Source organism: Desulfuromonas sp. (assembly GCF_002868845.1).
Taxonomy (GTDB): domain Bacteria; phylum Desulfobacterota; class Desulfuromonadia; order Desulfuromonadales; family BM501; genus BM501.
Genome location: NZ_PKUB01000043.1, coordinates 1 through 20,245 on the forward strand (window position 1 = coordinate 1; position 20,245 = coordinate 20,245).

General features: G+C 68.7%; 19 protein-coding genes and 1 tRNA gene. 2 read left to right on the forward strand and 18 right to left on the reverse strand.

All coding sequences use genetic code 11. From position 1 onward, the window contains the following. The 13 genes from C0617_RS13185 to C0617_RS13245 all read right to left on the reverse strand — a co-directional run. Positions 1–2,006: MMPL family transporter (locus C0617_RS13185; protein WP_291317501.1), on the reverse strand; the 2,006-nt coding region annotated here is incomplete at its 3' end. A gap of 4 nt (positions 2,007–2,010) precedes the next feature. Further along, a complete protein-coding gene (locus tag C0617_RS13190) occupies positions 2,011–2,637 on the reverse strand; it encodes an outer membrane lipoprotein carrier protein LolA (RefSeq protein ID WP_291317502.1) in 627 nt (208 codons plus the stop codon). Beyond that, positions 2,634–3,092, reverse strand: a complete 459-nt coding sequence (locus tag C0617_RS13195; protein WP_291317503.1) for a hypothetical protein — start codon at positions 3,090–3,092, stop codon at positions 2,634–2,636. The genes C0617_RS13190 and C0617_RS13195 overlap by 4 nt, the downstream gene beginning before the upstream one ends. Continuing rightward, complete coding sequence (locus C0617_RS13200; RefSeq protein ID WP_291317504.1) at positions 3,089–4,696, reverse strand: aromatic amino acid ammonia-lyase; 1,608 nt, start codon at positions 4,694–4,696, stop codon at positions 3,089–3,091. Before C0617_RS13200 ends, C0617_RS13195 begins: the two co-directional genes overlap by 4 nt. Continuing rightward, positions 4,693–6,042: an AMP-binding protein gene (locus C0617_RS13205; protein ID WP_291317505.1), complete on the reverse strand. Its 1,350-nt coding sequence runs from the start codon at positions 6,040–6,042 to the stop codon at positions 4,693–4,695. The genes C0617_RS13200 and C0617_RS13205 overlap by 4 nt, the downstream gene beginning before the upstream one ends. Beyond that, a complete protein-coding gene (locus C0617_RS13210) occupies positions 6,039–6,827 on the reverse strand; it encodes a lysophospholipid acyltransferase family protein (RefSeq protein WP_291317506.1) in 789 nt (262 codons plus the stop codon). Before C0617_RS13210 ends, C0617_RS13205 begins: the two co-directional genes overlap by 4 nt. Before the next feature lie 3 nt (positions 6,828–6,830). Beyond that, complete coding sequence (locus C0617_RS13215) at positions 6,831–7,085, reverse strand: acyl carrier protein (protein WP_291317507.1); 255 nt, start codon at positions 7,083–7,085, stop codon at positions 6,831–6,833. Next, on the reverse strand, positions 7,082–8,317 hold the full coding sequence (locus tag C0617_RS13220) for a beta-ketoacyl synthase N-terminal-like domain-containing protein (protein ID WP_291317508.1): 1,236 nt from the start codon (positions 8,315–8,317) through the stop codon (positions 7,082–7,084). Before C0617_RS13220 ends, C0617_RS13215 begins: the two co-directional genes overlap by 4 nt. After that, positions 8,308–9,417, reverse strand: coding sequence for a hypothetical protein (locus C0617_RS13225; RefSeq protein WP_291317509.1), 1,110 nt, complete (start codon positions 9,415–9,417; stop codon positions 8,308–8,310). The genes C0617_RS13220 and C0617_RS13225 overlap by 10 nt, the downstream gene beginning before the upstream one ends. Next, positions 9,318–9,746: an FAD-dependent oxidoreductase gene (locus C0617_RS13230; RefSeq protein WP_291317510.1), complete on the reverse strand. Its 429-nt coding sequence runs from the start codon at positions 9,744–9,746 to the stop codon at positions 9,318–9,320. Before C0617_RS13230 ends, C0617_RS13225 begins: the two co-directional genes overlap by 100 nt. After that, complete coding sequence (locus tag C0617_RS13235; RefSeq protein ID WP_291317511.1) at positions 9,743–10,963, reverse strand: beta-ketoacyl-[acyl-carrier-protein] synthase family protein; 1,221 nt, start codon at positions 10,961–10,963, stop codon at positions 9,743–9,745. Before C0617_RS13235 ends, C0617_RS13230 begins: the two co-directional genes overlap by 4 nt. 74 nt (positions 10,964–11,037) lie before the next feature. Next, the gene (gene fabG, locus C0617_RS13240) at positions 11,038–11,769 is read right to left on the reverse strand and encodes a 3-oxoacyl-ACP reductase FabG (protein WP_291317512.1); all 732 of its coding nucleotides are present in this window, start codon (positions 11,767–11,769) and stop codon (positions 11,038–11,040) included. A 351-nt stretch (positions 11,770–12,120) separates the two neighbouring features. Next, positions 12,121–12,327 carry a GSU3473 family protein gene (locus tag C0617_RS13245; protein WP_291317513.1) on the reverse strand — a complete coding sequence of 69 codons (207 nt, stop codon included), beginning with the start codon at positions 12,325–12,327 and terminating at the stop codon, positions 12,121–12,123. Positions 12,328–12,564: 237 nt separating this feature from the next. On the opposite strand from C0617_RS13245, the gene C0617_RS13250 reads away from it, so the two are divergent. Beyond that, positions 12,565–13,446: a tetratricopeptide repeat protein gene (locus C0617_RS13250; protein ID WP_291317514.1), complete on the forward strand. Its 882-nt coding sequence runs from the start codon at positions 12,565–12,567 to the stop codon at positions 13,444–13,446. Between the two features lie 262 nt (positions 13,447–13,708). Here the strand turns inward: C0617_RS13250 and C0617_RS13255 are convergent. The 5 genes from C0617_RS13255 to radA form a co-directional block, all read right to left on the reverse strand. Next, positions 13,709–13,784, reverse strand: a tRNA-Ala gene (locus C0617_RS13255). Positions 13,785–13,821: 37 nt separating this feature from the next. Next, positions 13,822–16,131: an ATP-binding protein gene (locus tag C0617_RS13260; RefSeq protein ID WP_291317515.1), complete on the reverse strand. Its 2,310-nt coding sequence runs from the start codon at positions 16,129–16,131 to the stop codon at positions 13,822–13,824. 46 nt (positions 16,132–16,177) lie between these two features. Beyond that, positions 16,178–16,534: an RNA polymerase-binding protein DksA gene (dksA, locus tag C0617_RS13265; RefSeq protein WP_291317516.1), complete on the reverse strand. Its 357-nt coding sequence runs from the start codon at positions 16,532–16,534 to the stop codon at positions 16,178–16,180. 87 nt (positions 16,535–16,621) lie between these two features. Beyond that, positions 16,622–17,146, reverse strand: a complete 525-nt coding sequence (locus tag C0617_RS13270) for a hypothetical protein (RefSeq protein WP_291317517.1) — start codon at positions 17,144–17,146, stop codon at positions 16,622–16,624. A gap of 229 nt (positions 17,147–17,375) precedes the next feature. Beyond that, positions 17,376–18,728, reverse strand: a complete 1,353-nt coding sequence (radA, locus tag C0617_RS13275; protein ID WP_291317518.1) for a DNA repair protein RadA — start codon at positions 18,726–18,728, stop codon at positions 17,376–17,378. 189 nt (positions 18,729–18,917) lie between these two features. Between radA and larA the strand changes: the two genes are divergently transcribed. After that, positions 18,918–20,195, forward strand: coding sequence for a nickel-dependent lactate racemase (gene larA / locus C0617_RS13280; RefSeq protein ID WP_291317519.1), 1,278 nt, complete (start codon positions 18,918–18,920; stop codon positions 20,193–20,195). The last annotated feature ends 50 nt before the right edge of the window (positions 20,196–20,245 follow it).

Sequence of the window (20,245 nt, forward strand, 5' to 3'; positions counted from 1 at the left end):
CTGCGAAAGAGCAGGGCGAGAAGAGCCGTCACCACCAGGCAGGCCAGGACGATGAAACGCAGAAAGTCGCGGCCGACCGCGGTCCCCACCGCGTCGCCGAAGCGGCTCTGGGAGACGAGGCGCACCCCCTCGGGAAGCTGCCCTCCCCCGGCGAACCGGGCGGTCAGCTCGGGGTCGTCCGGGACGAGGGTGAGGAGCCGCACAACCCCTTCCCCCTCCAGAAGCATGGCGTCGAGCAGCTCGCCGAGCCCGGCGGCGCGCAGGTCTCCGGGGGTCACCGGCGGTGGCGCCTCCTCCAATGCGGCGAAGAAGGGGTCGAAAGCCCGCGGCGAAAAGCCCAGCGGCGCCCCCGCCCTGTCGAGCCCGGCCCGCAGCGGCTCGCGCCTCCCGCTCCAGAAATCGACCCAGCCCCGGCGGTTGGCCTCCTGGGTGGCCTCCGACGGCAGCAGCGGGGCGAGGCTGACGATGCGCGCGTCGGGAAAATCCCGGAGCAGCCCGGCGAAGAGCCGGTCGTTGACCTGCAGGGCCCCCTCCAGATCGTTCCCCTCGGCGAAGAGCATGGCCTGGCCGCGCAGATCGCCCCAGGCGTTGCGCAGCCCGTCCTCGGCGGCGCGCAGGTCGGCGGGAACCGAGCCGAGGCTGCGCAGGCTGCCGTCGAAATGGAGCCGGGTCCCCTGCCAGGCGCCCAGGGCCAGCAGAACCACCCAGACGGCGACGATGGCCCGGCGCCCTCGCCGTCCAGGGGACGGAAGACGCAGGGTGCGGCGGACGCCCTCCTCCCCGGCGCTGCCGACCAGATGGGGCAGGGCGAAGAGGGAGAGAAGGAGCGCCGCGGCGATCCCCGCCAGGGAGAAGACCGCCAGCTGGCGCTGCCCGGGCAGGTCGGATAAAAGCAGCACGGCGAAGGCCCCGAGAGTGGTCAGGCCCCCGAAGAGCAGCGGCCGGCTGACCCGCTCCAGCACCGCGGCCCGGTCGGGGCCCCCGTGGCGCAGGGCGAAATAGACGTGCAGGGCGAAGTCGACGGTGATCCCGAGGAGCACCGCCCCGAAGCCGATGGTGACCCCCGAGACCGCCGGGTAGACCAGGGCGGTCGCCATGGCGGCCAGGCCTAGCACCGAGACCGGCACGGCGAAGACGAAGAGCGCCCGCCAGCTTCGCAGGAAGAGGAGGAAGAGGGCGGCGATGGAGAGGCCGGAAACCCCCAGCACCAGCGCCAGGTCCCCCTGGATCGCCTCGGCGTTGGCCACGGTGTAGCGGTGGCCGCTGATCAGCTCGGCCCGCACCCCGCCGGGAAGGGCCTTCTCCGCCAGTTCCTCGAAACGGTCGAGGAGCTGGCGGCTCGTTCCGAAGTCGGTGATCGGCACCGGGGTTTCGGCCACGACGAGGGCGTTGTCCCCGTCCGCGCTCAGGAAGCTCCCCCCCTCCAGGCGCGCCTTCTCCACCGGGTTCAGAAAGCGCAGCTTCTCGAGAGCGAGGGTCCGGGTCTCCAGGGGGTCGCGCCGCAGCAGTTTCTTGACCAGCATCCCCTCCGGGGAGAGGAGCCGGGCGTAGCCTCTCTGCAGGCCGCCCTCCAGGGCCTCCGGGTCCAGCCGCCCCTCGAGAGCGGCGAGATCCTGCGCCGTGGCCAGGTTGGGCAGCGCCTCCGTCAGCCAGGGAAGGAGCCCGCTCTGCCGCGCCGCTGCCGGGCCGCTCGCCGCGGCGCTGAAGTAGGGCGGGCCCATGGCGGCGGCGAGACGGTCGGCCCCCGCCAGCAGGGCCTCCCGGTCGCCTCCGGAGCTCAGGTTGACCAGCACCTTGCGCGCGAAGGGAGCCTTTTGAAGCAGCCGGAAATCGGCGGCCACATCGCTGCCCCGGTCGGGCAGGAGCGCCTCGACGTCCTCCCGCACCTCGACCGTGGAGAGACCGACGAAGCCGAGCAGGACCGTCGCCAGGCAGACCCCGAGCAGCGCCGGCCGGCGGCGGCTCCAGCGGCGGTAGGCGGCTGAGATCAGCGTCCCGACAGGCATCGCCTCAGAACAGCCCGGCGGGCAGCGGTCCGTTGACCACCGCCTCGACGAAACGGATGCGGGTGACGTCCCCGTCCCCGGCGAAAAACTCCACGCTCTGCACGTGGCGGCGGTCGGCGGCGAAGACGATCCGCAGGTGGTCGACGTAGTCCCGCGCCCCGGTCGCCAGGGGGGTCAGTTCGAGGGTCACCGGAGCCTCGGCGAGCAGGGCGATGCGATAGCGCTCGGCAAGCCAGGCCAGGTCGACCCGGGCCCAGGCGAGGAGCTGCTCGGCGACGAGGCGCATTCCCGGCTCCCGGGAGACGGCGAACTCCTCGGCGTCCCCGGCGCGCTCGTGCCAGCGACGGCCCTTCCCCCCCTCCAGGGCGAAACCGGAGGCGACCGGCTCGGTCACCTCCCAGCGCAGGCGGTCGGGCCGCTGGAAGTAGAAGCGCCCGCGGGAGGTCAGGACCTCGGCGAAGATCTCAAGGCGCTTCTCCTGGACGAAGTCGGCGGCCAGGGTCTCGACCCCGGCGGCGGCCTGCTCCAGGCCCGCAAGGACCCGCTCCAGCCCGGGAGCGTCCTGGGGCGGCGGCGCGGCCCAGGCGGGGCCGGCCAGCAGCAGGATCAGGACAAGGAGGACCCCCTTCATGCCCCCTCCCCCGTCGACAGCGCCCGCTTCGGGACCCAGATCTTGATGCTCCCGGAGGCGACGGTTTCGCCGCCGCTCAGCACCTCCCCCTCGGCGACGGTGAAGCCTTCCAGGGTGGCGACGGTGCGCACGGCGATCCGCAACGCCTCGCCGGCGCGCACGGGGCGGAGGAACTCGGCCTTCTTGATCCCCACCAGGAAGCCCTCCCGGACCTCGAGCCCGGCGAGCCGGTCGGCGTGGCCCTTGACCACGCCGAAGGCCTGGGCCAGCAACTCGGCCAGGGCCACCGGCTCGAGGCAGCCGGAGTCGTCTAGCAGCAGGCCGCCCTCGGCGACGGTCGTTTCGACGGTCCCCGCCAGGTCGGCGTAGTCGGAAAGGGTCTCCACCAGGAGCATCGGCGCCCGGTGGGGAAGGAACTCTTCGGCCGGCAGGGAAAGGGCGTCGGACCCGCTCATGGCGTCCCCCCTTCTTCACCGGCCCAGTACGCCGAGAGGTCGTCGAAGATCTGGCTCGAGAAGAGGAGCTTGCGGAACTTCACCAGTTCCTCGTGGAAAATCCCCTTGTTGTCGTAGAGGGTGAACTCCTTCGCCAGGAGTCCGTAGATGCGCCCGGTGCCCCGCCCGAGGGTGTCGGCGTTGCGGAAGGAGAGAGCCTGAAGGACGGCGAGGACCTCGAGGGTGACGACGTGCTTGGCGTTGCTCACCGACTTGAAGGCCTTGCGGGCGGCCACCGTCCCCATGCTCACCACGTCCTGGTTGGAGGCGTTGCAGGAGATGGAGTTGGTGCTCACCGGACCGGCGAGCTGACGGTTCTCGGCGGTCGTCGATGTGGCCAGGTACTGCGCCCCCATGAAGCCCATGGTCAGGCCGAGAGTGCCGGGAATCAGGAACTCGGGAAGCCCCTCGTTGAGGTTTTTGTCGAGGTACTTGTTGATGCGCCGCTCGGAGAGGTTGCAGAGGGTCGCCAGCGCCATGCACAGGGAGTCCATGACGAAGCCGATGCTCTGGCCGTGGAAGTTGCCTCCGTGGATGACCTTGCGCTTCTCCGGGATGATGATCGGGTTGTCGTTGCTGGAGTTGGCCTCGGTCTCCACCGTCCGGGTCGCCGCTTCGATCGCCTCGGCGATCGGGGCGAGGACCTGGGGCGTGCAGCGCACCGAGTAGACGTCCTGCACGTTGATGCTCGTCTCGAAAACCGGGCCGTCGCTCTGCTGGCCGCGAATCAGCTCGTGCATGTCCCGGCGCAGGGTGATGTTTCCCGATCCGGCGTAGAGCCGGCGGATCGTCTCTGCGACCTCGAGCTGGCCGGGATGGGGCTTGACCCGGTGAAGGTCCTCGTCGAAGGCGTCGTCGATGCCGCCGAAGATCTCCAGGGAGAAGGCGCCGGTCACGCAGGAGAGGCGCAGCAGCTTCTTGGCCCCGAACAGGGCGAAGGCGGCAAGGGCGGTCATGGCGCTGGTGCCGTTCATGAGGGCGATCCCCTCCTTGAAGGAGAGGCGCATCGGCGCCAGGCCGAGTTCGGCGTAGACCTGCGCCGCCGGGCGCAGGGCCCCGCGGTGGTAGACGTCCCCCTCGCCGATGATCGCCAGCGCCATATGGGCGAGGTGGATGAGGTCGCCGGAGGCGCCGACCGAGCCGCACTCGGGAATGTAGGGGGCGATGCGCCGGTTGATCATCCCGGCCATGAACTCCAGGAGCTCGACCCGCACCCCGCTGTAGCCCTTGACGAGGGTGTTGAGGCGCACCGCGAGGACGCCGAGCGCGATGTAATCCTTGAGCGGCTCGCCGAGGCCGGCGGCGTGGCTGCGGATCAGGTTGACCTGGAGCGCCTCGATCTCGCCGTCGTCGATGATCTTGTTGCACATCGGCCCGAAGGAGGTGTTGACCCCGTAGATGACCCGCCGCGCCGCCACCTCCTCCTCGAGGAAGAGGCGGCTCGCCCGGCAGCGCTCGATAGCGGCCGGATCGAGGCCGACCCGCAGGTCGCCGACGCCGATGGCGACGATCTCCTCCACCGTCAGGTCGGCGCCGTTGAGCATCTTGGTGGGACGTTCGGTCATCGGGTGTCCTTCCTGGCGGCGGGCGTCTCCGGAGGCCGGCCGCTCTTTGTGCGATAGTCGAAAAATGTGACGGGCTTGCGCTTGCCCTCCTGCAGGGTCCGGGTCCGCACCTCATCCGGAGAGACCAAAACCACCTCCGGCTTGACCCGGATGCGGGCGGCGATGCGCCCGGCGACGGCGGCGGGGTCGAGGTCGGGGTCGTCGGTGCCGACCACGACCCGGATGCGGTCGGAGAGTTCGAAGGGGTCGTAGGCCTCGATGTAGTAGCCGCGCACCGTCTCAAGCTCCTGCAGGGCGCTCGCGATGGCCGGGGGATAAACGGTGGTGCCGCGCACCTTGAGCATCTGGCTCTTGCGCCCCAGGATCGGCCCGAGGCGGGCCTCGTTGCGCCCGCAGGGGCAGGGGCCGGGATGGAGCGCGGCGATGTCCCCGGTGCGAAAGAGCAGCAGCGGCATCCCGGTCACGCCGAGGGGGGTGGCCACAACCTCCCCGCTCGCCCCCGGCGGCAGGGGCCGGCCCGCCCCGTCGACGACCTCCACCACCACCAGGTCGGGGTGGGTGTGCCCACCGCGCCCCTCGGCGCAGTCGGCGAAGGTGGTCGCCATCTCGGTGCTGGCGTAGGTGCCGAAAACATTCCCGCCCCACCCGTCCCGAAGGCGCTCCCCCAGGGCCGACAGGGAGAGGTCGGGGCGGCGAACCGGCTCGCCGATGCAGACCAACCGCTCCACCCCCGCCCGGCGCGGGTCATCCCCCTCGGCCCGCAAGACCTCGGCGAGGGCGAGCATCAAGGTCGGCACCCCGACCACGGCGGTCGGCCGGAACCGACGCACCAGCTGGGCCAGGACCGGCAAACTGCTCGAGCCGCCGCGGATGGCGGTAGCGCCGAGCCGGTTGAGCCCGGTGAAGTAAGCCAGCCCGGCCATGAAGCAGCGGTCGATGGCGGCGGCGATAAGGACCCGATCTCCGGGGCCGATGCCGGCCGCCCGAAAAGAGAGTTCCTCGTTGTAGCCGACCCGCTCCAGGTCCGACCGGGTCTGGGCCATGGCCACCGGCGCCCCGGTCGTCCCCGAGCTCAGGCACAGGTCGAGGACCTCCGCGTCGGGAACGCAGAGAAACGCCCGGTTGTGCTCCTCGAGGTCGGCCTTGGTCGTCAGGGGGAGCCTGGAGAGGTCGGCGGCCCCCCGAACCGCGCCGGGGTCGATCCCGAGGGCGGCGAAACGCTCCCGGTAGAAGGGCGAGCGCTCCGCCAGGTAGCACAGGTGGCGGCGCAGGAGCATGTACTGCACCTCCCGGATCGCCTCGGGGGAGCGAAAAGCCAGATCGGAATATGTGGCCACGGAACTCATCGGCTGCCTGTCATCCCCCGCATCGCGCGCAACTCCTTCTCCATCGCCGCCTTGACCGCCTTGCGCATCGCCGACGGCCCGGCCGGCCCCTCGAAGCCGGCGGGGTCGACCGGCGCCAGAGCCTTGAGGCGCACCCGGGCGGGCTGCAGCCAGAGGCGCCCCGGGGGGAGGAGCTCGCCGGTGCCGGAGAGGCAGAGGGGGACGACCGGCACCCCCTCCTCCACCGCCAGGCGGAAGGCGCCGGTGTAGAAACGCTGCAGCTCGCCGTCCCGGCTGCGGTGCCCCTCGGGAAAGAAGAGGAGGAAGCCGCTGCGGGCGAAGACCTCCCGGGCGTCGGCGCCGACCCCCTCCCAGCCGGCCCGCTCCACGTTCAGGTACCCGGCCAGGCGCATGAAGAGGGTGTACCAGAGCATCTTGAAGGGCCAGGCGCGCACCGCGAAGGTTACGTCGGAGAAGGGGAGCAGGCCCATGCAGTAGGTGTCGAAGAACGACAGGTGGTTGACCACCAGCACCGCCGGGGTGCGAATCCCGCCCCCCTCGAACCCCTGCCGCGAAAAGCGCACGAAAGGGGCCATGATGACCAGCCAGCCGCGGCCGTAAATCCAGATGCAGAGACGCACGATGCGCCCCGTCTCCCACCCGGCAAACACCTTGAAGAGCGCCAGCAGGGGGAGGAAGATAACGAAGCCAAGGAGGGTCCAGAGGACCAGGAGGGGGTAGACGGTCAGGTTCATCAGCACGGCCGCCGGGCGAAAGCGCCCCCCCCGCGGCTCAGCGGCGGACAATCACTACCCCTGCCCGGCGAGCTTGCCGGCGACGAATGCGTTGATGTCGCCGAGGGTGCGGATGTTGCGGATCGCCTCCTCCTCGCGAATTTTGAACCCGAAGGCCCCCTCGAGGACGATCACCATGTCGACGATGTCCAGGCTGTCGAGGCCCAGGTCGTCGAAGATGGTCGCCTCGGGCGTCATCTCCTCCGGGTCGAGCTCGAACTCCTCGGCGAGGGAAGTGTTGACGAGATTGATGATCTCCTGCTCGGTCATGCTGCGTATCTCCTTACGATAATCGTAGAATTCACCCCGCCGAGGGCGAAGTTGTTTTTGACGGCCACCTCGAGGGGGGCCTCCACCGGCCCGCCCTGCAGGTGGTTCACCACTGCGCAGGCCGGGTCGATCCGCTCGAGGTTGCGGGTCGGCACCAGCACCCCCCGCCGAAGCATTTCCACCGTCGCGGTCAGCTCCAACGCGCCGCTGGCGGCCATGGTGTGCCCCATGTGCCCCTTGAGACTGCTCACCGGGACCCGTTCGCCGAAGAGGGCGGCGATCGCCTCGCTCTCGGCCACGTCCCCCTGGACGGTGGCGGTGGCATGGGCGTTGAGATAGTCCACCTCGGCCGGTTCCAGGCCGGCGTCCTCCAGGGCGAGGCTCATGCAGCGCTCCATCGCCTGGCGGTTGGGGTTGGCGATGCTCTCAGGGTCGGCCACGGTGGCGAAGCCGACGACCTCGGCGAGGATCGGGGCGCCCCGCCTCCGGGCCGTCTCCAGCTCTTCGAGGAGCAGGACCCCGCCGCCCTCGGCGCAGACGACACCGTCCCGGTCCCGGTCGAAGGGGCGCGGAGTCCCCTCGGGGCGGTCGTTGTAGCCGGTGGTACCGGCGTTGAAGACGTCGAAGGTCGCCGCGGTCAGGGGGTGGAACTCGTCGGCCCCGCCGCACAGCATCCGCTCCTGCCTGCCGAAGGCGATCATCTCGTAGCCGTAGCCGACCGCCTGGCAGCCGGTGGAGCAGGCCGCCGAGGGGGCGAGCAGGCGGCCGGTGATCCCCAGGGCCTGGGCGACGTTGGCGGCGCAGGAGTGATTCATGATCTGGAAAAAGATCGTCGACTTCATCCGCTCCAGGCTGCGGTCGCGGAAGTAGTCGGCGAAAAACGCCTCGTTGGTGACGGTGCTGCCGACGGTGGCCCCGATCGCCACCCCGGTCCGCCCGTCGCCCCGCTCTTCGGCGCCCAGGCCGGCCTGGGCGAGGGCCTCCTCGCTGGCCAGGGTCGCGAAGACGCTCATCGGCGACATGGAGCGGCGGAAACGGCGCTCGATCCGTCGCGGGTCGACCCCCGCGGCCCGGGCTCCGACCCGGGTGCGCAGGCCTCCGACCCCCTCCAGTTCGGGAAGGACGCGCACCGCGCTGCGCCCGGCCAGCAGTCCCTCCATGAGGGGTTCCACGCCGCAGCCGAAAGGGGAGATCGCCCCCTGGCCGGTGATCACCACCCGCCTCAGGCGCATCCCCGCACCTCCTCCACAAGCCGTTCGTGGCCGAGAATGGTGCCGCAGGCCAAAAAAGCCGACAGGACCGCGCCCAGGACCCCCGGAGCGACGACCGCCTGGCCGGCGACGTAGAGTCCCTCCACCTTGGTCACCGGCAGGGGGTTGTACTGGCCGATCATGTGCTTGACGCCGTACAGTCCCCCGGCGGGGGTATGGGCATAGTCGCGCAGGGTCAGGGGGGTGGCGCTGGCGACCATCTGAAGTCGCCCCGCCAGCTCCGGGCACCCCGCCTCGATATGGCTCAGGACCCGGGCTTCGGCCTCCTCCTTGAAGCGGGCGTACCCCTCGGTCCGTCCGGTGGCGGGATCGGTCCACTCGGGGGGAGCGGGGCACACCGCCACCAGGCCGTTCCCCTCGGCGGCCGCCGCGAGGTAGAGGAGGTCAGTCCCCTGCCCGGCCACGGGCGGGCCCGGGACGAGGTACAGGTTACGCCCCTCCAGCTGAGGCAGAGGGCCGTTGCAGCGGGCATAGAAGAGATAGGCGCCCTGCGACTCGCCGAGGTCCTCCAGGCGCCGGCGCAGGGCCGGCCGGTAGAGCCCCTCGGGGGCCATCTCGAGAAAGTTCCGCGGGTGGACGGTAGCGATGCAGCAGCGGGTCTCCAGAACCTCCCCGTCCTCCAGGCGCACCCCCCGCAGGCCGCCGGCGCTGCCGGCCTCGATGGCGCGGGCGCCGCGGCCGCAGAAGACCTTTACCCCGGCCTCGGCGAGGGCGGCGTCGTAGGCCGCGACGAGGCTGAGGCCTCCCCCCTTCAGGCCGTAGACCGAGCGGTAGAAGGGGCCGACCACGCAGGCATGGCGGGCAAAGGGGATCTCCTCGGGCGCCACGCCGTAAAGGATCGCGTGGTGGCAGAGGAGTTCCTTCAACCGGGCGTCGCCCGTCAGCCCGTCGAGAACCTGGCGCAGGCTCGGGCCGTAGATGCCGCCCCGGTCCCGGCTCCGATCGACCCCGCCCTTCAGGCTCAGATAGGGGGAGCGCTCGCAGACGGCCTCGATCTCGGCGAGATAGCGGTCGATAGCGCCGCGCGCCGCCGGAAAGGCCTCGGCGAGCCGCGCCCGCAACCGCTCGAAGCCGTAGGGGAAGGCGAATCCCCCCCCCGCCCTGCATCCCGGATCACGTCGAACCCGTCGGGGTCGTAGGCCTTCTTCTCGAGGCGCCCCGCCAGCCCCAGGTGGCGGAAAAAGAGATCGAGGGGTTCGCCCTCGCCCAGCCCCCCGGTGTAGTGGAACCCGGTGTCGAACTGCACCCCCTGGCGCCGGAAGCCGCGCAGCACGGGAGCGGTGCGGGCAGCCTTCTCCACCAGGGCGACCTTCTGGCCGGCGCGGGCCAGGATCAGGGCGGCGCTCATCCCGGCGGCGCCTGCGCCGATGATCACGCAGTCGAACTTCACCGGTCGAACCTCAGCACCAGGCAGGAGTTGGTCCCCCCGAACCCGGCGGAATTGCACAGCACCCGCCGGGGCGAACGGTCGAGAGTTTCGGTCACGATGTCGAGCCGGGCCGAGTGGGCGTCGGGTTCCCGGAAGTTGAGATTGGGGGCGATGAAGCCCTGGCGGGCCATGATCGTCGTGTAGACCGCCTGCGAGGCACCGGACATCCAGAGCTCGTGGCCGGTCATCGACTTGAGGGAGGAGACCGGAGGGGTCCGGTCTCCGAAGGCGGCGGCGATGTTGTCCGCCTCTGCGGCATCTCCGGCCGGCGTCGAGGTGGCGTGGGCGCAGACGTAGTCGATGTCGGCCGGGGCGAGTCCCGCGGCCCCGATGGCCTGCCCCATGGCCCGCCGCAACCCGTCCCGGTTGGGCACCGAAATGCTCTCCCCGTCGGAGGAAAAGGCGTAGCCGGAGACCTCGCCGAGGATCTCCGCTCCCCGCTCCCGTGCCAGGTCGTAGCGCTCCAGCACCAGGGCCGCGGCCCCGCCGCTCGGCACCAGGCCGTCGCGGCCGGCGTCGAAGGGGCGGCAGGCCGCCGCGGGATCGTCGACCCGGGCGGAGAAGGCCCCCAGGCCGTCGAAGGAGCACATCGACTCCCAGTTGATCTCCTGGGCGCCGCCGCAGACGACCCGGTCCTGACGGCCCAGGGCGATGAGGTCGGCGGCCTGGCCGACGGCGTGGCCGCCGCTGGAGCAGGCGGAGCTGATCGACCAGCAGGCTCCGCGGGTGCGCAGCAGGGTGTTCAAGTTCATGGTGACGACCGAGGTCATGGAGCGAAAGACCATGCCGCTGCCGATCGACCGGGTTTCCCCCCGCTCCTCCAGCAGGGCCACCTGCTCCACGGCGGCGATGCAGCTGGAGTCGCAGCCGAAGATCAGGCCGGTGCGGTCGCTCTCGATCTGCTCCGGGGCCAGCCCCGACATCTCCAGGGCGTCGCGAGAGGCGGCGTAAGCCTGCACGGCGAATTCGGGCATCGTCTTGCGCTGCTTGCGGGCGAGCACCGCCGCGGGATCGAAGCCGGTGATCGCTCCGGTCAGGGGGCTGCGAAAACCGCGCCGCAGGCGCTCCTTGTCCACCACGATCCCCGACCGGCCAAGGCGCAGGGCCTCGCCGACCGTCTGAAGGTCGCAGCCCAGGCAGGAGATGATTCCGATACCGGTGATGGCGACTCTGTACATGAAAACCTTCGACAATCGCTTGGGGAAAACCGTCGGACAGACTCTGAGGGAAGAGTTGGGACGGGAGGGGGGCGTCAGCCCATAAATGCTCCGCCGTTGACCGAAAGGACCTGGCCGGTCATGTACCCGGCGCCCGCCGAACAGAGAAAACCGACCACCGAGGCGACCTCCTCGGGCCGCCCCACCCGCCCCTGGGGGATCATGGGCAGGATTCGCTCCCGGGGCAGCTCGTCGAGCATCTCGGTCTCGATGAAGCCGGGGGAGACGGCATTGACCAGCACGTTGCGCTTGGCGACCTCCGCGGCCAGGGCCCGGGTAGCGCCGATCAGGCCCGCCTTGGCGGCCGAGTAGTTGACCTGCCCCGGCATGCCGCTCTCGCCCGAGGTGGAGACGATGTTGACGATGCGCCCCGTCTTCTTCTTCAGCATCTGGTTGAGAACGGGCTTGGTCACGTGAAAAAAACCGTCCAGGTGGACGGAGAGGACGTCCCGCCACTCCTCCTGCTTCATCCAGATCATCAGGGCGTCTCTGGCGAAACCGGCGTTGTTCACCAGGGCGTAGGGGGTCGCCTCCTCGAGAAGGGGATCGAGGGAGTCTTTCGCCGCCTGAGGGTCGGCGACGTCGAAGGGAAGGAGTCGGCACGCCCCGCCCGCAGCCTCTACCCCGGCGACGACCCCTAAGGCGCCGTCATGGTCGGACCGGTAGTTGAGCCAGATGTCGAACCCGTCGCGGGCCAGTTGTAGGGCGATGGCCGCGCCGATCCCCTTGCTGCCCCCCGTCACAAGAGCAACCCTGCGCTCCGCCATGACCGCCTCTCTTTCCAGGACCCGCAACGCGGGCCGGTTTCATTACCGCCAAAAGGGGCCGCATCAGCCCAAGAAAAGCGGATCGACACCAGGACAACAAACAAATTTCAAATTACACGATTTCGGTTTTTGATTCAACCTATTTTGCCCCCGGGACGGGGGCTGGGAGGGAGAAGGAGCGAACCGGCGGCCTTCGGTCGAAAGCGCGCCGCCGGCCATCAAACGAAGGGTGGAAACGGGGGCACAGGGAAAGCCACGAAGCGAACGCCTCCCCCCCCTGACGCAAAGAGAGGGCGCACGGTTGCGGGAGGGAGGTCCCCGTAAGACTTCAGCGAGGTCGCGGCGGCACCGTCAGTGCAGCGAGACCGCCCGGTGCTGGCGCCGCTCGCGCCCCTGGAAGGACTGCCCCGGTTCCCCCCGGATCGTGTCCCGCCCCACCACGACCCATCCGCCGGAGCGCTGGAAGAAGAGAACCCGCCGCGACTCCAGATAGTGATCCAAAACCCGCGGATAGAGCTTCACCGTCGTGCCGTCCTTCAGCACAGCATGAATCATCATTGAGGCACCCCCTTTGCGGTGACAAAATACCCCTGCCTGTTTCAAGCTAACCAGAATCGGGGCGCTTTGCAAGGCCCCCTCCCGGGCCGCCCCCCCTGCAGTCCCGAAACCGCCCGGAGTTGCAGGAAGCGATGTCCGATGTTAACATTTAGCAATACTTTCGATGGAGAGATTGTCGCCACCTGCGACAGGCCGTGGTTGCATGCAGGCAGCTCCAAAGACGGACGAGGGAGATCGATGAAGGCACATTTGCTACTGATTGCGGGCGTCCTCGCCCTGCTGGCCGGCCCGGCCGCAGCGGACCCCTGGAAGGTCCAGCGCCAGGACGGCTCCGAACTGCAGGTGGAGATCGAAAACAACGACGGGTTCTTTGCGGGCCGGGTCAACAAGACCTTCACCGCGGCGGGGGGGGTGCTGATCGGCGAGGTCCAGGCCATCGAGTTCAGCCGCTTCGACGATTCCTGTTTCGAGTCGCCCTGCAGCGGACGGGCCCACGGACGGATCATCATGAGAGACCAAACAAGCGCAGAATTCGACACCCTCTGCACCCAGTCCTTCGTCTTCTCCAGCCCCTTCGGCCAGCTGGTCCTGCAAACTCGGAGCATCCGCGCCCTCTCCCGGGATGGACTGGGACTGGAAAAGATCGAACAGCGAGCCTCCGCCGGGGACCCTGACGCACAATTCCAGCTGGGCCAAGCCTATTACGAGGGCAAGGTGCTGCTCCGCGACCCCACCGAGGCCGCCAGATGGTACGAAAAGGCCGCCAACAGCGGCCACAGCGAGGCCCAGTACAGGCTGGGGCTTTTGTACAGCCGGGGCGACGGCGTGGTGGAGAGCTACGCCCAGGCCGCAAAATGGCTCTTCCGCGCGGCAAGACAGGACCACCCCGAGGCCCAGTGCCGCTTCGGCGCCATGCTGTTCGAAGGCAAGGGAACCTCCAAGGACTCCATCAAGGGCTACGCCTGGACCGTTCTCGCCGCCGCCCAGAACGCGACCGACGCCCGGGACAACCTCGCCAGGATGAAGGGGCAGATGACCCCTCCCCAGCTCGAAGCGGCCCAGCAGATCGCCACCATCCTGTGCACCCCGGAAAGCAGCGCCCTCACCGGAGGACGTTGACGCCTCGCCGAAAGCAGGCAGAAACGAACAAAGGGCTCGCCGTGACTGGCGGGCCCTTTTTCGTGGGTGGGGAGGGGGGGGCAGGTCAGCGTACCGACATCCGGGAAAAGGCCTTTCCGGAGAACGGGGCAAGACCATCGTTTTGTCGATCCCCTTGGCGAGCGAGGGCTCCATAGCCCCTTCCCGAAAAACTCCCCCAGCACGCCCCCTGAAGGAAAAAACAAGGGGTTAGCCAAAAAAAGGCTAACCCCCTGTTATTTATTGGTGGAGCTGATGAGGATCGAACTCACGACCTACGCGTTGCGAACGCGTCGCTCTCCCAGCTGAGCTACAGCCCCGAAAACTGCGCTACCTTAACCAAAGCCCTGCGTTTTGTCAACGGTAAGGTGCCCGGGGGATGCGCACCGGCAGACGCAGAATGAAGACCGCTCCCAGTTCCCGGTTGACCACCTCGATCTCGCCTTGGTGGTGCTCGATGATCCGGTGGGATATGGAGAGGCCCAGGCCCGTGCCCTCTTCCTTGGTGGTGAAGAAGGGGTTGAAGATATTGCGCAGGCTCTCCATCGGTATGCCGCCGCCGGTGTCCTCCACCTCCACGGTCACCGCCGAGCGGCCGCGCAGAGTGGCGCGGTAGACCCGCAGGGTCAGGCTGCCGCCTCCGACCATGGCCTGCCGGGCGTTGGCGATGAGGTTGACCATGACCTGGCGCAGCTTCTGACCGTCTCCCTGGATAACGGGCAGGTCGGAGGCCACCTCCCTGACCAGGTCGATCTCGGAGCGGTTCAGGGCGTCGGCCTCGAGGGTCAGGGCCTCGTCGAGGACCTCTGCGAGATGACAGTCGGTAAAGCAGAGCATCTGCCGCTTGGAGAAGGCCAGGATGTTGGCGAGCATCTCCTCCATGCGCTCGGTTTCACGGGCGACGATGGAGGCGTACTGGTGTTCCTCGCTCCCTTCGGCCACGGTGCGGACCAGGCGCCGGGCGAACCCGCCGATGGGGACGAGGGGATTTCTCAACTCGTGGGCCACCGAGGCGGCCATCTCGCCGAGCACCGCCATCTTTTCCCCGTGCAGCATGCGCTCCTGGGTCTCGCGCAAATCATTGTGAGCGCTCTCGAGCTGGTGCAGGAGCATGGAGTTCTCCATGGCTCCCCCGGCCTGGTTGGCGAACAGCTCCAAAAAGCGCACCCGGTCCGGGCTGATCTCCTCCCGGGAGTCGGGATTGTCCACCACCAACACCCCCAGCGGACGGTCCCGACCCAGCAGAGGAGCGCAGGCATAGGGAGAAAGGCCCAGGGCCTCGGCCAGGGCCGCGCCGGTGGGCGGCTCGCTCTCCGGTCGATGCACGGTCACCACCTGTCCCTCCAGGGCGGCGCGGGCCAGGGCGTTGTCCTCGGCCTCGAGGGGCAGCCGCTGCTTCTTGACCTGAAGGCACAGGGGCGTGCCGCGCTGGGTCTCCAGGGCCTCCCGACTGATTACAGGCCTCTCCCAGCGCAGCTCCCCGTCCTGTCGGGCCAGCACCAGGGCAGCCCCTTCCCGGGAAACCCCCACCATCCCCTGCAGGGTTCCGCTGCGCTCGTTGGCCACGAAGAGCATGGCCCGCTCGAACCCCCCCCCTTCGGGGACGGTTGCCGCGGAGAGGATGAGGTGGATGAGTTCGTTGAGCCGCAAGGTGCTGTGCATGGCCCGGGAGATGCGGTACAGGAGGGTTGTCTCGCGCAGCTTGCGATCCCTCTCCCGGGAGATGGTCCCCAGGTGTTCGCGCCCGGTGATGCGCTCCAGGGCGTTGGCGACCTGGGATGCGACGGCGGACAGGAGTCTCTTCTCGTCGGAGTCGAAGGTAAAAAACTCCTCCTCGGAAGGCGCGCCGCCGAACAGGGTCAGGGTTCCGAGCACCCGGTCCTGAAAGATGAGGGGAAGGCATGCGACCGACGGCGGGAGGGGGTCGTCCACACCGTTTTCCCGAGCCGGGTCTCGCATGAAGCGGGCCCTCCCCCCGGCAAAGACGGCGGGGGAGATCTCAGCGTCCCGGTCGAGGAATCGCTGGCGCCAGTGGCGGTAGGGCTGGCGAACCCGGACATGGGAGGGACCAAGGCTCTCATCATTGGAGAGAGGGCGGATAACGATGCAGGCCGCCTGAGTGTACCGCAGCACGGTTCGCAGAACCGCCTGTGGCAGCCCCCTCAACGTACGGGCCTGGTTCAGGCTCCGTCCGAGCTCCGACAGGAGGGTCAGCTGACCGACCCGCCTCTGCTCGCGGCGGGAGAGCAAGGCATGCTGGGCCAGACAGGCCAACTGCTCGGCCACGGGCTGGATCAGTTCGGAAAGGTTCTCGGGAGAGGACGGGGCGACTCTCAGGGAGAGGACGCCATAGTCTGCCCGGGGGCAGCACACCGGAAAATACCACTGCGCCCCGTCCTGCACCGGACGGCCGCCGGCCAGGGCCCGGCCCTCGGGGGAGTCGGACAGCTTGGGCGAAACCGGGGGGCGGCGGTCCGGGTCGATCGGGGGAAAAGTGCGGGAGAAATGCCGCCGGTCCTCGCTCAGAAGGTGAAAAACGGCGTCTTCGAGGTCGAGGGCCTCGGTCAGGTAACAAAGGATGGAAGCTATGCTTTGAGGATAGTCAGAAGCGGTACAGCTGGCGATGCGGACAACCTGGTGCAGAACTTCGTAGCGATCGCACTTCATGGGCCCCTCCGCTCGGCAGCGGCGGCTTCCCCGTCGCCCTACACGCTCAGCCGATTTTTTCTTGACGTTCCTGCTCGGTCTTGCAGTCGATGCACAGGGTGGTGACCGGCCGGGCCCGCAGACGCGCCTCTCCGATCTCCTCCTCGCAGCTTTCACAGATCCCGAATTCACCCTCTTCGACACGCTCCAGAGCCTCGCGGATCTTCATGATGAGCTTGCGCTCCCGGTCGCGGATGCGCAATTCGAAATTGCGGTCCGACTCCAGGGAGGCGCGGTCGGTGGGATCGGGGAAATTGGCCTTCTCGTCGGTCATTTCCGAAACCGTCTTGCCGGCCTCGCGCAGCAGACTGTCCAGCTGCTCCTGAAGGATTTCGCGAAATTCCTCAATTTTCTTCTTGTCCATGTGGGCACTCCCATGTCTTGTTGAGAATTAGCCCAAATTAAATGAAATCGGCCTCCAAGTCAACCCCAATGGGAGGTTCCGAAGGGCTCAAATCTTCCCGCCCAGCTGAATGTAGAGGATCAGGCCCATCAGCGCGACGGCCAGCCAGCAGGAGACGATGTCCGTGCTCTTGACCGGCGGGGCCGCCGCCATTTTTTGGGTTTCTTCGCTGACCGTCTCCTGCGGCACCCGGGCCAGCAGGGCGTTGACCAGCCCGGGGAAATCGGCATAGGCATTGGACAGGATGAGGAAGTCCTCGCCGGCCGAGAGGGTCAGGAAGGCCCGTTTGCGGACCTGGACCGTGTCGACCGAGGTCATCGCATCGAAGGAGAGGGCTCCCTGGCGCAGGAACTTGAAGACCGTCACCCCCCGATCGCTGACCTCCGCCCGGCGAAAGGCGCTCTCGACGAACAGCACGGCGACCGGAAGGATGATCACGCCGAGAATGACCACCTTGCCCGTCGGCTCCCCCTGCACGAGGCAGACCGCGAACAGGGAGACGGACAGCAGCAGGAGCAGGCCGAGGGGAATGAGAAAGGCTTTGCGAATGGCGAAACTCCGGGTGTCTGTCACCGTCTCTCCTTTCGGGGGCCGCAAGCGACCCGGCGCAAGTGTAACAGAAACCGCCCCGTGCGCAAGCTAGTGCCCCAGGCGGCTAATTCCATTCATTCATCCTGGCCCTTTTGCCCCCTGTCTGCGTTGCGCCTCCTTGGCTCAGCGCGTGGCCAGGCCGACGTCGGCGGCGCCTTCACAGGGGCCAGAACACCTCAGAATCCACAGAGACAACGAACCGCACGGGACGCTAGTCTAACAGGCCGTCCAGGGCCTGCTCGACGCTGCGCACCCCGACCAGCTCCATGGCGGGGGGGGGCTCGATGCTCTTCAGGTTGCCCGCGGGCAGCAGGCAACGGTCGAAACCGAGCCGGGCGGCCTCTTTGACCCGCAGTTCGGGCCGGGAGACGGCCCGCACCTCGCCGGCCAGGCCGACCTCGCCGAAGAGCAGGGTGCGGGGCGGAACGGGACGGTTCAGATGGCTCGAAGCCAACGCCGCAAGGACCCCGAGATCGACCGCCGGCTCGTCCAGCCGGACCCCGCCGGCGACGTTGACGAAGATGTCCTGGGAGAGCAGGGAGAGGCCGACCTTCTTCTCCAGCACCGCCACCAGAAGGGAGACCCGGTTGTGGTCGATGCCCATGGCGGTGCGCCGGGGGGTGCCGAAGGAGGAGCCGCTGACCAGGGCCTGCAACTCCACGAGGATCGGGCGGCTCCCCTCCAGGGAGGAGACGACGGAGCTTCCGGCGGCCCCTTCGGGCCTCTCCGCGAGAAAGAGCTCGGAAGGGTTGGAGACCTCGCGCAGGCCCTTCTCCTGCATCTCGAAAACGCCGATCTCGTTGGTGGAGCCGAAACGGTTCTTGACAGCCCGCAGGATGCGGTAGGGGTGGCCGGGGTCGCCCTCGAAGTAGAGGACGGTGTCGACCATGTGCTCGAGCATGCGCGGACCGGCGATGGCGCCGTCCTTGGTGACGTGGCCGACGAGGAAGGTGGGGACCCCCTCGCCCTTGGCGAGCTGCATGAGGCGCCCGGCGCACTCGCGCACCTGGCTGACGCTCCCCGGAGCCGATTCGAGGGCGGCGGTGAAAACGGTCTGGATCGAATCGATGACCAGGAAGGCCGGATTGAGTTCCTTCACCCGCTCCAGGATCGCCTCGAGGGAGGTTTCGGCGAGGAGGTAGAGGTTCTCGGCGCACGCACCGAGGCGCTCGCCGCGCAGCTTGACCTGGCGGGTCGACTCCTCCCCGGTGACGTAGAGGGCGAGCCCGGCGGCGGCCAGCCGGTCGACCCCCTGCAGCAGCAGGGTCGACTTACCGATGCCGGGGTCGCCGCCGATCAGGGTCAGGGAGCCGGGAACAACCCCGCCGCCGAGGACCCGGTCGAACTCGCCGATGCCGCAGCGGATGCGGTCTTCCTCGGCGGCCTGCACCTCCTGCAGGCGCTGCGGCCTGCCCGCCGGGCCCGGGGCACGCCCCTTGGTCTTGGCGGCAGGCAGGGCCTCCTCGACCAGGGTGTTCCACTGGGCGCAGTCGGGACAGCGCCCGAGCCACTTGGGACTCTGGTGGCCGCACTGCTGGCAGCTGAAGACGGTCTTGTGCTTCATGAAGTCCGGCCCTTTCCTTTCGGGGAGATCGGTGCCGTATTCTAGGTCCTCGCGGCGGGGGTGTCAACGGCGCCGGCCCCTTTTTCCCCGTGGACAGGGAGGGGGCCCGATGGTATCCTGCGGCGCCCATCCTGAGGTTGCGGTTTGGGGGCAAAACCCTTATCATAAAAGGCTCACGGGGAGGCCACGGTGGACCAGACGACCCTTCGATACGGAACCGAGACTTTCGCCTGCCGGCTGCCCGGGGCGCGGGTTCTGAGCGCCGCCGTCCCCGCGGCCGCCGCGAACCCGGAGGGGCTGACCGCCACAGACCTCGATGCGCCGATCGACGCCCCGCCCCTGGAAAAGATCGTCCGCCCGGGGGAGAAGGTCGTCATCGTCACCTCGGACATCACCCGCTACACCGGCAGCGAGCATTACCTGCCGATCGTCGTGGAGCGCCTGAACGGGGCCGGGATTGCCGACGCCGACATCGAGATCGTCATCGCCCTCGGGATCCACCGCAAGCAGACCGAGGCCGAGCACCGCAAGATCCTCGGCCCCCTCTTCGGGCGGATCGCCGTCTTCGACCACGAGTGCGACAACCCGGCGGAACTCGTCCTGCTCGGCGAGACCGCGGGGGGCATCCCGGTGTGGATCAACCGCCGGGTGGCCGAGGCCGACCGGGTGATCGTCACCGGCACCGTCGGCTTCCACTACTTCGCCGGCTATGGCGGCGGGCGCAAGGGCCTTGTCCCCGGCGTTGCGAGCCGCCAGACCTGCATGGCCAGCCACTTCGCGGTGTTCCACCCGCCGGAGATCGGCGGCAAGCACCCCCTGGCGACGACCGGGGTGATCGAGGGCAACCCGGTGCACGAAGCCCTGCTCGAGGCGGCCCGGATGGTGAAGCCCGACTTCCTGCTGAACACCGTCCTTTCGCCGGAAAAGGAGATTTTGGCGGTCTTCTGCGGCGACATGGAGAAGGCCCACGAGGCCGGCTGCGACCTGACCAGCCGCCTCTACGCGGTCGAACTGGAAGAGCCGGCGGACCTGGCCGTCGTCTCCTGCGGCGGGCACCCGAAGGACATCAACGTCATCCAGTCCCACAAAGCCCTTCACTACGGGGTGCAGGCCCTGCGCCCGGGAGGGACGATCGTCCTGCTGGCCGCCTGCCCCGACGGTTTCGGCAACCGGACCTTTTTCGACTGGTTCCGCCACCGGGACCTCGACGCCTTCGAGGCGGCGCTCCGAAAAGGCTACGAGATCAACGGCCAGACCGCCCACGCCACCCTGAGCAAGGCCCGGACCTTCCGGGTCATCCTGGTCAGCGAACTGGGCGAGGTCGAAACGACGGGGATGGGCATGGAGAAGGCGGCCGACCTCGACGAGGCGCTGCGCATGGCCTCCGCGGCTCTGCCGGAGAACCCGCGCACCGTCGTCATCCCCGACGGGGGGACGGTCCTGCCGGTCATTAAAAGCAGAGGCTAGGCACGAGACCCGAGGCTCAGGGGAGAACCCCTTTACCCCGACCTTAACCT